The 12682-nt window shown below is 73.7% G+C and carries 9 protein-coding genes; 6 read left to right on the forward strand and 3 right to left on the reverse strand.

All coding sequences use genetic code 11. The features are described from left to right. Positions 1 to 62: 62 nt before the first annotated feature. Positions 63 to 1667, reverse strand: a complete 1605-nt coding sequence (locus AB0H83_RS05660; protein WP_360087380.1) for a S8 family serine peptidase — start codon at positions 1665 to 1667, stop codon at positions 63 to 65. A 287-nt stretch (positions 1668 to 1954) separates the two neighbouring features. Next, positions 1955 to 3604: a DNRLRE domain-containing protein gene (locus AB0H83_RS05665; protein ID WP_360087383.1), complete on the reverse strand. Its 1650-nt coding sequence runs from the start codon at positions 3602 to 3604 to the stop codon at positions 1955 to 1957. Between the two features lie 441 nt (positions 3605 to 4045). Here AB0H83_RS05665 and AB0H83_RS05670 point away from each other — a divergent pair, with 441 nt between their 5' ends. The 4 genes from AB0H83_RS05670 (at position 4046) to AB0H83_RS05685 (ending at position 7746) form a co-directional block, all read left to right on the forward strand. After that, complete coding sequence (locus tag AB0H83_RS05670; RefSeq protein ID WP_033364102.1) at positions 4046 to 4264, forward strand: hypothetical protein; 219 nt, start codon at positions 4046 to 4048, stop codon at positions 4262 to 4264. Positions 4265 to 4371: 107 nt separating this feature from the next. After that, entirely contained in the window at positions 4372 to 5862 is a 1491-nt protein-coding gene (locus tag AB0H83_RS05675; protein WP_360087386.1) for a bifunctional diguanylate cyclase/phosphodiesterase, read from the forward strand. A gap of 84 nt (positions 5863 to 5946) precedes the next feature. Next, complete coding sequence (locus AB0H83_RS05680) at positions 5947 to 6183, forward strand: hypothetical protein (protein ID WP_360087389.1); 237 nt, start codon at positions 5947 to 5949, stop codon at positions 6181 to 6183. Positions 6184 to 6219: 36 nt separating this feature from the next. Further along, positions 6220 to 7746, forward strand: a complete 1527-nt coding sequence (locus AB0H83_RS05685) for an ATP-dependent DNA ligase (protein WP_360087392.1) — start codon at positions 6220 to 6222, stop codon at positions 7744 to 7746. A 372-nt stretch (positions 7747 to 8118) separates the two neighbouring features. Here AB0H83_RS05685 and AB0H83_RS05690 read toward each other — a convergent pair whose 3' ends face one another. Continuing rightward, positions 8119 to 8904: an SURF1 family protein gene (locus AB0H83_RS05690; protein WP_360087395.1), complete on the reverse strand. Its 786-nt coding sequence runs from the start codon at positions 8902 to 8904 to the stop codon at positions 8119 to 8121. A 96-nt stretch (positions 8905 to 9000) separates the two neighbouring features. On the opposite strand from AB0H83_RS05690, the gene AB0H83_RS05695 reads away from it, so the two are divergent. After that, entirely contained in the window at positions 9001 to 12084 is a 3084-nt protein-coding gene (locus AB0H83_RS05695; protein ID WP_360087398.1) for a cobyrinate a,c-diamide synthase, read from the forward strand. After that, the gene (locus tag AB0H83_RS05700; RefSeq protein WP_360087401.1) at positions 12084 to 12659 is read left to right on the forward strand and encodes a GNAT family N-acetyltransferase; all 576 of its coding nucleotides are present in this window, start codon (positions 12084 to 12086) and stop codon (positions 12657 to 12659) included. Before AB0H83_RS05695 ends, AB0H83_RS05700 begins: the two co-directional genes overlap by 1 nt. The last annotated feature ends 23 nt before the right edge of the window (positions 12660 to 12682 follow it).

Consider the following 12682-nt stretch of genomic DNA (forward strand, 5'->3'; position numbering starts at 1 on the left):
CGGGAACGCCGGTGGCCCCCCGCGAGGTCGCGGGGGGCCACCGGTCACCGGGGGAGGTGGGTTCAGACGGTCAGGGTCCAGCTGTCCAGGGTGCCGGTGTCGCCGGCGAAGATGTCGGACACCTTCAGGGTCCACACGCCGTTGCGGGTCTCGCCGGACAGGTCGACGGTGTAGGTGGCGTTCAGGTTCCGGACGTTGTCACCGGAGATGGAGCTCTTCAGCTTGTACGAGGTGCCGTCCGGGGCGATCAGGTCGACGCGCAGGTCACCGCGGTCGGCGTGGCGCACGGAGACCTTGACGGTCGAGGCCTTGGCGGCGGTGCCGGCGCAGTTGGCGACGGTGACCTTGCTGGTGACGACGGCCCGGTCGGCGATGAACACGTCGGTGCCGTTGGAGACCGCGGCGCAGGCGACCGGGGTCGTCGGCGTGGTCGGCGGCGTGGTCGGGGTGGTGGGCGTGGTGGGCGTGGTCGGGGTGGTGTCCGGCGCCGGGATCAGGGCGGTCGTGTTGAGCAGCTTGTTGGGCGAGCCGCTGCCGGCGCCGGTGACGACGCCCGTCACGGCGCTGTTGACCAGTGCGTCACGGACCTGCGCCGGGGTGGCGGTCGGGTGACCGGCCAGGTAGAGCGCGGCCGCGCCGGCGACGTGCGGGGTGGCCATCGAGGTGCCGCTCATCTTGGTCGTGCCGGTGTTGCTGCTGTTGGCGCTGGACAGGATGCTCACACCCGGCGCGAAGATGTCCAGGCAGGAACCGAAGTTGGAGAAGCTGGCGCGGGCGTCCTTGCTGTCGGTCGCGCCGACCGTGATCGCCTCGGGCAGGCGGGCCGGGGACTTGGTGCAGGCGTTGGCGGAGTCGTTGCCGCCGGCGACCGCGTAGGTGACACCCGACGCGATCGACTTCTTGACCGCCTCGTCGAGGGTGCTGCCGGCCGAGCCGCCCAGGCTCATGTTCGCCACGGCGGGCTTGACCGCGTTCTTCGTCACCCAGTCGACGCCGGCGATGATCTGCGAGTAGGAGCCGCTGCCCTGGCAGTCCAGCACCCGGACGCCGACGAGCTTGACGTCCTGGGCCACGCCGTAGGTGGCGCCGCCGACGGTGCCGGCGACGTGCGTGCCGTGGCCCTGGCAGTCCGTGGAGTCCGCGTCCTTGTCGACGAAGTCGTAGCCGGACCGGGCCCGCCCGCCGAACTCGCTGTGGCCGGCCCGCAGGCCGGTGTCGATGATGTACGCCGTGACGTTGCTCGCCGGGCCGTACGTGTAGCTGCCGTTCAGCGGCAGGGCCTGCTGGTCGATGCGGTCCAGCCCCCACGTGGCGCCGGTCTGCGTGGTCGCCTCGACCTTGACGATGCGGTCCTGCTCCACGTAGGCGACGGCCGGGTCGGCCGCGAGCCGGCGGGCGGCGGTCGCGCTCATCGTGCCGGAGAAGCCCTTGACCGTGCTGTTGAACCGCGCGCTCACCGAGCCGCCGACCTTGCCCGCGAGGGCGTCCGAGGTCGTCGTCGAGCCGTCCTTCATCACCACGATGTAGCGGTCCTTCATCACCCCGGCCTCGCCCGTGCCACGGACGGTGCCCTCGGCCGGGGCGGCCGCGGCGGCGGACGCGAAGGAGAAGGAGCCGGCAGCGGCGGCGGTCATGGTCAGGACGGTGAGCATGCGGCGGTTCAACATATGTCTACATCCCTTGCTTTCATGTTCTTCGTCATTGCCTTGCAGAAACAAGATTCGGCCGCTCCGGTGGCACGCCCGGGACCCGCTCGGGAGCAGCGAAGTTGCCCGCAGCGCCGGCCCCGCCGGCCCCGCCGGCCGCGTCGGGCGAACGGTGCGCATCCACCGGGGCGGCGGCCGGTTCTTGTTGCCCGGCAAGGTCTCGCGGGCCGCGTGCCCGGTCCCGCCGGCATACGGAAAAGGCCCGCCCGGACGGAGTCCGGGCGGGCCTTTCGGCAAGCGTCGAAGGATCAGAGCTTCACGTTGAAGCGCGGGTCGGCGGCGATCTTCCGGAAGCCGGCGAGGGCCTCCGGGGTGTCGTCCATGCGGATGTCGTGGCCGTTCTGGTCCTTGGCGGTCTCGAAGTAGACCAGGCCCTTGATCTGCGGCAGCTTCGCCAGCTGCGGCAGCACGGTGTCGTACACGTCGGCCTTGTTCTTGCCGACGACGGTCGGCGAGGAGTCGTACACGCCCCACTCGGCCACCATGATGGGCTTGCTCGGGTGGTTGGTGGTGGCCCAGGTGTACCAGCCGGGGAACTTCGCCTTGTCGTTGGTGCGGTTCATCATGTAGTTGAAGTCGCCGTAGTGGAAGCCGCCGGGCTGCGCGTTGTTGTAGGTGTCGATGCCGACCCAGTCGACGACGTCGTCACCGGGGTAGAGGTCGCCCCACCACGGACTGTTGTTCCACTTCTCGTAGTTCATGTAGGCGACGACGAAGACGGCGTTGGTGACCCCATTGGCCTTCATGCGCAGCGCGGTGTGGCGGAACATCGCGGCGTAGTCCTTGGCGGTCATGCCCGACCCGGCGGTGGCGACGACGTCGTTCTCCGGCTCGTGGTGCAGGACCATGAAGAACTTCTTGGTGCCGTAGTTGGTCTTGATGTAGGTCGAGAGGCGGTCGATGCGGGCGTCCTGGTCGCCCTTGGCGACGTTGGCCCACTTGGTGCCGTAGCCGACCTTCCAGTTGAGCATCAGGGTGCGGGGGTTGGCCGGGTCGCTGGTCATCGCGATCTCGGCCTTGGTCGGGAAGAGCTCGTCGCCCTTGTGGTAGGTGTGGTAGACCGTCGACGTCCGGCCGGTCTTCTGCTCGAACGTCTTCAGCGCCTCGTCGCGGGGCACGTCGGAGAAGCCGCCGGCGGCCGCGCCCCACAGCACGCCGCAGGACGGCACGAGCTTCGCGTCCACGACGCAGTCGGCGGGCGTGGCCGGCGTGGTCTCGACGGGCTTCGTCGACGGCGAGGTCGCCGGGGGCTTCGCCGGCGTGGTCGACGGTGTGGTCGACGGCGGCGTGGTGACCGGCGGCTTGGTGGCGGCCGGGCGGACCACGGTCAGGTTCAGGCTCGGCCGCCCCGCGGTGGCCTCGGAGGACCGGAACCGCGCCGGGGTGTTGGCGACCTTCGAGGTCACCGCGAACGTGTACGTGCCGGCACCCTTCACGACCGAGCTCACGTCGAACGTGACGGTGGCCGCGTTGCTCTTCGGCTTGACGGTGCTGACGGTCGCGCCGAGCGCCGGGTCGTTCCTGGCGGAGAGCGTCTTCTCGGTCCACCTGGTGTCGGCGACCTTGCTGAGCGCCAGCGTGCCCGGCAGCGCCTTGCTCTCGCGGGTCAGGGTCACCTGGGCGTTCTTGACGGTCACGCCGGTGCCGGGGGAGGCGACGGTGAACTTCAGGTAGGTGATCATCGTGTCGCCGCCGGAGCGGCCCGCGACCAGGGTGCTGGAGGCGCCGAAGTTGTACGTCGGGCGGCTGCTGGAGCTGTAGCCGTCCTCACCCGCACCGGTGCGGATGATGTCGGTGGTCTCGGCGCCCGCGTTGCCGGAGAGGACGACGGTGCCGGCGGCGGCACCGATGGCGAGGGCGGCGAGCGGCATCAATGTGCGGGCGTGGCGGCGAATCATCTATTTGGGCCCTTCCTCGGGATTTGCGAATCCTGTGGAGCGGTGGTGCCGTCCGGCGTTGTCATCCGGACCTCCACAAGATTCGGCACCCCGGGTTACACCCCTGGGTCGCCGTTCGTTGCCGTTCGGGTGCCCGCCCCGCGGCCGTTCTGTCCACAGTGGACACGCTGAACGCAGGCTGAGCGAGGGTTGAGCGCACTCCAGGCGCATGGCCGCCTGGCTGGGCGGTTGGTGTCGAGAAGTTGCCGGAGGGGTATGTGGCGTTCACGCGTGATGCATCAGACGAACGGCCAAAGTCGGCAACCAGGCAGTGACCAAATGCCAACGCTTACGAACTAGGCGCTCAAAAGAGGCGAACGTACTGTTAGGTAGGTAAGGCGCAACACCCAGAAAAGCCGCATTTCAATCAGCAGCTGACCGCTTCGACTCGAGGAGACTGAGATGACCCCGATGCTGATCTCGCGCCCGGCCGTTCACGTCGTCCCCGAGCTGACGGGGGAGCGCTGCGACAGCTGTGGTGCCGCCGCCAAGGCTCGCGTGACCTTCGGTGCCGCCGGCGACCTGGCCTTCTGCGGGCACCACACCAACAAATTCGCCGACCGCATCGCGGCCACCGCCGACAAGATCGTCGTCGAGGCGGGCTTCGACTGGCGCGGCTGACCACCACGCAGACCTGGGCGGGCCCCCTCTGGTGGGGGCCCGCCCTTTGCGCGCGTGTTGTCCGTTAGGTGGCGAAAAATCGGATATGTGCTAGCTAGCATCGGAGCGTGCGACGCAAGCCGAGCCCCCATCCCCGCCCTGCCCCGATGGCGGGCCGGCCGTCCACGTTGCTCGCCGTCGCCGGCGTCTTCCTGATCGCGTTTTCGGCAGCGGTACCGGGGATGCTGCGCCAGACGCTGTCGGGCTTCGCGATGCTCGTGGCGCTCGGTGCCGCCGGCGCCGCCGTGCTGCTGGTCCGGCAGCGCTCCCACCGGCTCAGGCACTCCCTGGCCAGGTCCTCGGCGCGTAGCAAGGGCCTGGAGCGGGAGCTGCGCCAGCGCGCCACCCGCGACCCGGTGACCGGCCTGGCGAACCGCCGGCAGCTCACCGAGCGGCTCGACCGGGTGCTCGCCGGCGCCACGCCGGGGGTCACCGTCGCACTGCTGGACCTCGACGGCTTCAAGGACGTCAACGACACCCTCGGCCACGCCGCCGGCGACGAGCTGCTGGTGCAGGTGTCGCGGCGGCTGCGGGCGGCGCTGCCCGGCGCCGACCTGCTGGCCCGCCTCGGCGACGACGAGTTCGCGGTCGTCTGGCGCGGCGCCGGCCAGGCGCTCGACGGGGCCCTCGACGAAGCCCTCGCGCAGCTGCGGCCCGCCTACCCGGTCGCCGGGCGGCAGGTGCACCTGACCGGCAGCGCCGGGCTCGTGGCGGTCGGCGACCAGCGCAGCTCCGCCGACGTGCTGCGCGACGCGGACCTCGCCCTCGACGCGGCGAAGAGCGCCGGCAAGGACCGGATCGTCCGGTTCGATCCCGGGCTGCGCACCGCCGCCGCCCGCCACCAGGAGCTCGCCACCGGGCTGCGCCGGGCCCTCGCAGACGGCGAGTTCACGCTGCACTACCAGCCCGTCGTGCGCCTCGCCGACGGCCGGGTCACCGCGGTCGAGGCGCTGCTGCGCTGGCCGGCGGGCGGGGTGCCGCCCCTGACGTTCGTCCCGGTCGCCGAGGCCACCGGGCTGATCGTGCCGCTGGGCTGGTGGGTGCTGCGGCAGGCGTGCACCGACGCCCGCGAGTGGCACGAGCGCGACGGCGTCGCCGTCACCGTCAACGTCTCCGGGCGCCAGCTGCGCGAGCAGGACTTCGTCGAGCGGGTCCTCGCCGTGCTCGACGAGACCGGCCTGCCGCCCGCCGCGCTGGTCCTGGAGCTCACCGAGTCCGTCCTGGTCGACGACGCCGAGCGCACCGCACGGCTCGGGCGGCTGCGGGAGCGGGGCGTCCGGGTCGCCGTGGACGACTTCGGCACCGGATACTCGTCGCTGGCGTACCTCGTACACCTGCCGGTCGACATCCTCAAGATCGATCGGACCTTCACCGCTTCGGGCGTCGACTCGACCCTCATGCGGGTGATCTTGCAGCTCGCCGAGGGGTTGTCGCTGCAGACCGTGGCCGAGGGCATCGAGACGGCCGCGCAGGCCGCCGGGCTGAAGGCGCTCGGCTGCCACTACGGGCAGGGCTACCTGTACTCCCGCCCTGTCCCCGCCGGGGCACTGTCGTTTTGACGTTGTCACCCTGTCCGCAACCCGGCGGACACACCGGTACACCTGCGGGAGCGTGTGATGGGAGGCAGCCGAAGGGGGTACAAGATGACGCCGCAGCTCCTGGAACACGTCCGGGCCGAGGCGCTGTTCGTCTCCGACGTGCAGTCCTCCGATCCGACCAGCCCCGAGCACATCCGCACCGCCGTCATGCGCAGCGTCCGGCGGCACGGGCCGCGTGGCTGCGCCGCGCTGGTGGCCCACGAGTTCGGCGAGCACCCCGACACCGCCGTCAGCCGGATGGGCTGGGTCCTGGGTGCCGTCCGGCGGGCGTACGCCGCTTGAGGTGAATCTGTCGTACCCCTGGGTGAGAATCCGGGTATGAGATTCGTCGAGCTGGCCACCGTCTCCGCCGCCGTCGCGCGGACCTCAGGGCGCAACGCCAAGATCGACCTGCTCGCCGACGCGCTGCGGCGGCTGGAGCCGGGGGAGCTCTCGCCCGGCGCCTCCTATCTGTCCGGCGAGCTGCGCCAGCGCCAGACCGGCGTCGGCTATGCCAGCCTGCGGGACCTGCCGGAGCCCGCCGAGTCGCCGTCGCTGTCCATCACCGACGTCGACGAGGCGTTCGCGGCCATGGCCCGGCTGTCCGGCAAGGGCTCGCAGGCGGCCCGGCGGGAGCTCGTCGCCACCCTCTTCGGCGCCGCCACCGAGGCCGAGCGGCACTTCCTGGTCGGCCTGCTCAGCGGCGAGCTGCGGCAGGGCGCTCAGGCAGGTCTCCTCGTCGACGCGGTGGCCCGCGCCTCCGGCGTCCCGATCGCGCAGATCCGCCGGGCGCTGCTGCTCGCCGGCGACCTGAAGACCGTCGCCGTCGACGCGCTCACCGCCGGCGCCGAGGCCCTGGAGGCCTACCGGCTCACCGTCGGGCGCCCCCTGGCCCCGATGCTCGCGCAGAGCGCGGCCACCGCCACCGACGCCCTCGCCGACACCGGCGCCCCCGCCGCCGCCGACATCAAGATCGACGGGGTGCGCATCCAGGTGCACCGCGACGGCGACACGGTCGCCGTGTTCAGCCGCAGCCTCGACGACCTCACCGCCCGGGTGCCGGTGGTGGTGGAGGCCGTCCGCGGACTCGAGGTGTCCTCGGTCGTGCTCGACGGCGAGGCCGTCGGCGTCGACGACACCGGCCGGACCGTGCCGTTCCAGGAGACGTCGAGCCGGGCCGCGCGCCGCGACGGCACCGCCGTGCTCCAGCCGTTCTTCTTCGACATCCTGCACCTCGACGGCGCTGACCTGCTCGACGAGCCGGCATCGGTGCGCTGGGCGGCGCTGGAGCGGGCCGTGCCGGCGGGGCTGCGGGTCGAGCGCACCATGCTCGACACGCCGGAGCAGGCCGAGCGGGTGTTCGCGGCCGCCGTCGCCGCCGGCCACGAGGGTCTCGTCGTCAAGTCCGCCGCCGCGCCCTATGACGTCGGCCGGCGCGGCTCCGCCTGGGTGAAGGTCAAGCCGCGGCACACGCTCGACCTGGTCGTCCTCGCCGTCGAGTGGGGCCACGGCCGGCGCAAGGGCCTGCTGTCCAACCTGCACCTCGGCGCCCGCGACCCGCAGACCGGCGGGTTCGTGATGCTCGGCAAGACCTTCAAGGGCATGACCGACGAGATGCTGCGCTGGCAGACCGAGCGGCTGAAGGCCCTCGCCGTCGAGGAGTCCGACTGGGTCGTCAAGGTCCGGCCCGAGCTGGTCGTCGAGATCGCCTTCGACGGGGTGCAGACCTCGCCGCGCTATCCCGGCGGCGTGGCCCTGCGCTTCGCCCGCGTCCTGCGCTACCGCGAGGACAAGCGCGCCGACGAGGCCGACACGATCGACGCGGTGCGCGCCATCCACGCGGGACCGTCCACCGACGAGCCGTGAGCCGGTCCGGGTGCCTGCCCGGCGCCCGGCCGGCAGGCGGCGCGGGCCGGTGCTGGTCGGTCGCGCTGCCTGCCGGCCTGCCGAGTGGTGGTCGAGGGCCGGTGCTGGTTGGTCGCGCTGCCTGCCGGCTTGCCGGGCGGTGGTCGAGGGCCGGTGCTGGTTGGTCGCGCTGCCTGCCGGCTTGCTGGGCGGTCGCATTGCCTGCCTGCCTGCTTGCTGGGTGGTGGCGCGGGCCGCCGTGCGTGGGTTGCGGCGTGGCCGTGTTCGGGCGTGGCCCGGCCGGTCTCGTGCGGCGTCGGCCGTCTCGTGCGGCGTCGGCCGTCTCGTGCGGCGTCGGCCGTGGGTCCGGCCCGTGGTCTGCCGCCGGGTGGCTCAGGCGGGCGTGTCGTGGAACTCGTCGAGGAGGTCCTCGGGCTCGGGGCCGCGGGCCTCGCGGCGGGCCAGGTAGACGAAGCCGCAGAGGCTCAGGGCGGCCAGCAGCCACCACTGCAGCACGTAGCCGGCGTTCTGCAGGGCGTTCTGCTTCTCGGGTGCGACCGCGGTCAGGCCCGGGGCGGGCTGGTCGGTGCTGACATAGGCGTCGTAGACGGCGTAGGGCATCGCCGGGGCGATCGCCGCCGGGGTGATCCGGCGGACCTCCAGGCGGCCGCCGACCTCCTTCGGCGCGCTGCCGCGGCTCTCCGACGGCCGGAGCCTGCCGAGCACGGTCTGCTCGCCGTCGGGGGCGGCGGGCACCGACGGCATCGCGAGCGCGCCGCCCTCGGCCGGTGCGACCCAGCCGCGGTCGACCAGCACCGCCGTGCCGTCGGCGAGGACCAGCGGGGTCAGCACCTCGAAGCCGACCCGGCCCTCCACGGTGCGGCCCCGCACCAGGATCTCCCGGGACGGGTCGTAACGGCCGGTGACCTGCACCCGCAGCCAGTCGGTGTGGCCGCCGGGCGCCGGGCCCACCGTGCCGGCGGCGCCGCCCGGGCGGGGCACCACGTCGGTGAGCGGCACCGGCGTGGCGGACGTGCCCGCCGTGATCCGCGCGTTGATCGACGCCCGCTGGTGATAGCGGTCAAGCTGCCAGAAGCCCAGCAGCACCATGACGGTCGCCGCGGCGACGGTCAGCGCGGCGTAGCCGAGCCACCGGGGCGACGCGAGAAACCGGTACACAACCAAGCACGGTATCCGGTGCGTTCCGGACAGTTGCGGTGGCGCCCACCCGGTATCGTCCGGGACACACGTTTGCCCCCGCGCCAGAGGAGCATCATGAGCACGATCCCGAGGCTGGTGATCAGCGCGCCGTCCTCCGGTCACGGCAAGACCGCGGTCTCCGTCGGCCTGCTGGCCGCGATGTCTGCGCGGGGCTATCGGTCCGCCGGCTTCAAGATCGGCCCGGACCACGTCGACGCCGCTTACCTGGGGCTGGCCGCCGGTCGGCCAGGTCGCAACCTGGACCCGCGCATGGTCGGCGCGAAGCGGATCGGCCCGCTGTTCGCCCACGGCGCAGGCTCGCTCGACATCGCCGTGGTCGAGGGCACGATGGGGCTGTTCGACGGGCTCGCCGGCCGCACCGACAGCGAGTCGACCGCCCAGATCTCCGGGCTGCTGCGCGCGCCCGTGGTGCTGGTCGTCGACGTCGGCGCCATGGGGCAGTCCGTCGCCGCACTCGTGCACGGCTTCCGGGCGTACGACGAACTGCTCTGGCTCGGCGGCGTCATCCTCAACCGGGTCGCCTCGTCCCGGCACGAGCAGCTGCTGCGCGAGGCCCTCGACGACATCGGCGTGCCCGTCCTCGGCGCCCTGCGCCGCCACGCGCTCACCGACATCGGCGACGCGGGCGCGCCGCTGCCGTCCCGGCACCACGGCGTCGCCCCCGTCGTGCACCACAACCTCGACGCGGTCCGCGCCGTGCGCCGCCTCGGCGAGGTCATCGCCGGCGCCGTCGACATCGACCGGGCCATGGCCCTGGCCCGCTCGGCGCCCAGGCTGACCTCCGACCCGTGGAACGCTGCGGAGGAGGTCGCCGCGGCCCGCGGCCCCGAGCCGGCGGTGGCCCGCATCGGGCGCCGGCCGATCATCGGCGTCGCCTTCTCCTACCCGGAGACCGCCGAGCTGCTCACCGCCGCCGGTGCCGAGGTCGTGCCCTTCGACCCGCTGCGCGACGAGTTCCTGCCCGACGGCGTCGACGGCCTGGTCGTCGGTGGTGCCCTGCCGGAGTCGTACGTCGAGGAGCTGGGCTTCAACAGCCGCCTCCGGGCCGCCGTCGCCGCGCACGCCGCGGCCGGCAAGCCGATCGCCGCCGAGGGCACCGGCCTGGTCTGGCTCTGCCGCGACTTCAACGGCCGCCCGATGTGCGGCGTCGTGGACGCCTCCGCCCGCGAGACCGACCTTGTCGTGCTCGGCTACCGGGAGGCCACCGCCCGCAGCTCGTCGGTCCTGCTGCCGGTCGGCGCCCAGGTCGTCGGCCACAAGATGCACCGCACCACGATCAACCCCCGGGCCGGCCTCCAGGCCGCCTGGACCTGGGCCGGCGGTCCGGCCGAGGGCTTCGTCCACCGCGGCGTGCACGCCTCCTACCTCGGCCTGCACTGGGCCGGCACCCCGTCGATCGCGTCCCGCTTCGTGGCCGCCGCCGGCGCCACCGCCACCCCGGTGCAGGGGCAGTGGACGACGCCGAGCACGCACCCGTACAACCGCCCGACCGTCGTCGCCGCGCAGCCGCCGTCCGGCGGCACCACCCTGCAGTTCCCGGCGGGCGGCCAGGTCGCGGCGGCCGGTGCGTCCGGGGTCACCAGCCTCGCCAAGCCCGGCGGTGCGCCGGGGCCGGCGCCGACCAGGCCTGACCCGTCGCGCCAGCCGGCCGCTCCCAGCCCGAGCCCCGTCTCGGCTCCGGCCGCCTTCGCCGCGCCGGGCACCGCCCCCGCCGCCAGCCCTGTGTCAGTCCCGGGCCCGGTCTCGGCGCCGGGCGGGTTCACCGCGGCCTCCGGTGGGTTGACCGCGGCGCCGGGTGGGTTCCCCGTGGCGGCGGACACATACTCGCCGCCCGCGCCCGTCGTGGGCCCGGGCGCCGTGACGCCGGTGTCGGCCCCGTCCACCCCGTCGCCGGCGCCGGTGTCGTCGCCCGCCGCCGCGCCGGCGGGCAGGGAGGAAGCGCCCACCGCGGTCATCCAGGCGCCGGCGGACGCGGGGGAGGACGATGGGATCGCCTCCAGCCCGTTCGGTCCGACGAGCCGGGCAGGGGTCGCGCTGGTGTCCGCCGCTCAGCCCTCCGGATCCGCAGGCCAGGTCGCCAGGCCAGCCGCCCAAGATGCGGGGCCGGATGCCATGCCGGAGGTCGGCTCGGATGCCGGGTCGCCGGTCGGGCTGGGTGTCGACGGGCCGGGTGCCGTCGAGTCTGGTGTCACCGCGCCGGATGTCACTAGGCTAGGTGTCGGGCCGCAGGTCGGGCCGGGTGCCGGGCCGCAGGTCGGGTCGGACCATGTGGCTGAGCGGTCCGGCGGCGCCGGCACGGAGGGTTCTGGCAGCGACGGCGCGGAGTTGGGCACGGCCGGGGCGGCCGGGGCTGAGCCGTCCAGCGCGACTGCTGGGGCGAGCGTTGGGGTGCCTTCCACCCCGAACGCGCCCGCGACGGGCTCCGGGCTGCCATCGTCTGGGGTTGTGCCGACGATCGTCTCCGCCCCGCCCGCGTCCGTCCAGTCGTCCGAGGTGCCGCCGCCCGCCGGCGCGCCCGTGTCCGGGGCCGGTGCCGCCGGGTCGCGGCCCGCCGAGGAGGCCGGGATGCCGCCGGTGGGGCAGGGGCAGCAGTGGGCGGGCGCGTCCGCGACGTCGGCGGCCGTGCCGGTCTCGCCGGCGCCGTTGCCGACCGTTGCGGCACCCGTGTCGGCGGCGCCCGCCGGGATGACGGTGATCGCCGCCGGGTCCGACCTGGTGGCGCCCGATGAGGCGCCGACGGCGTACCTGCAGGTGCCCGCCCAAGGGCGGGAGCCGCTCGGGGTCGGGGACCAGAGCCCGGTCTCGGCACCGCCAGACTTAGGGCCGGAGCACCCGCTCGCATCCGGCGCCGCCGGAGCGACAGGGATCAGCGCCGCCGCGACGAGGGCCGGCGCCGCCGGAGCGACGGGAACCAGTGCCACCCCGACAGAGACCGGCGCTGCCGCGACAGGAACCGGCGCTGCCGTGACAGGGATCAGCGCCGCCGCGACAGAGGCCGGCGCCGCTGCGGCGGGGGCCGGTGGCACCGTGCCTGCGGCACGTGGCGACGGCGAGCGGGCGGCGGGCGAGGACGCATGGTCCGGGGACGGGCCGCCGACCTCGGGGCCGCCCGCCGGCGGGGCGACGGAGGCCGCCTAGTGTCGACCTGGTCGGTGGCGTTGCGCCGCTTCCCGTCGCTGTCGGTGCAGACCCCCAGGTTGTCGGTGCGGCCGCTGTGCGCGGACGACGACAAGCGGGTCGGTGAGATCTTCGCGGACCGGCTGGTGCGGCGGTGGCTGCCGATCGCGCAGGACGACAACAGCGAGTTCGACGGCTACGCCTGGTGCACGGAGCTGGCCGTCGAGCGGCGCGACAGCGGGGCCGGCGACCACTACGGCATCGTGCGGCGGGAGGACGAGCGGCTCGTCGGCTGCCTCTGGACGAAGAACACCGACTGGCTGACCCGGTCGACGGAGATCGCGTACGCGGTGGCCGCCGACGCCCGGGGCTACGGCGTCGCGCCCGAGGCGGTGGACGTGCTGGCCCTGTCGCTGCTGCTGGAGCACCGGTTCCAGCGCGTCGAGCTGCGGGTGGCGCCCGGCAACGTGGCGTCGCGGCGGGTGGCGGAGAAGGCCGGGTTCACGTACGAGGGGCTGATGCGCAACGCCGGGTCGCTGCACAGCGGGCGGGTCGACCTGGAGAGCTGGTCCCTGGTGCCCGCCGACATCCGCTGAAGCCCCGGCGGGTCCCACCGGGG

Source organism: Dactylosporangium sp. NPDC050688, from assembly GCF_040654515.1.
GTDB lineage: Bacteria > Actinomycetota > Actinomycetes > Mycobacteriales > Micromonosporaceae > Dactylosporangium.